1 pseudogene is annotated in these 228 nt (G+C 39.0%); it reads right to left on the reverse strand.

The annotated features are described in order from the left end of the window. Positions 1-228: pseudogene (locus tag M901_RS03335) on the reverse strand (NADP-dependent malic enzyme); the annotation flags it as partial.

Raw genomic sequence — 228 nt, forward strand, 5'->3', positions numbered from 1 at the left:
CCAAAAGTCGGCTCTAATGCTTTAACAACATTAACCATACCATCGACAGTTGTTTCATTGATTTCGATATCAAAGACATCAATATCAGCGAATCTCTTAAAAAGAATTCCCTTTCCTTCCATAACTGGCTTCCCAGCTTCTGGACCAATATTTCCAAGCCCTAAAACAGCTGAACCATTTGAGACAACGGCAACAAGATTTCCTTTGGCCGTATACTTGTAAACATCT

The sequence above is a fragment of the Bacteriovorax sp. DB6_IX genome (genome assembly GCF_000447775.1).
In the GTDB taxonomy this organism is placed as follows: domain Bacteria; phylum Bdellovibrionota; class Bacteriovoracia; order Bacteriovoracales; family Bacteriovoracaceae; genus Halobacteriovorax_A.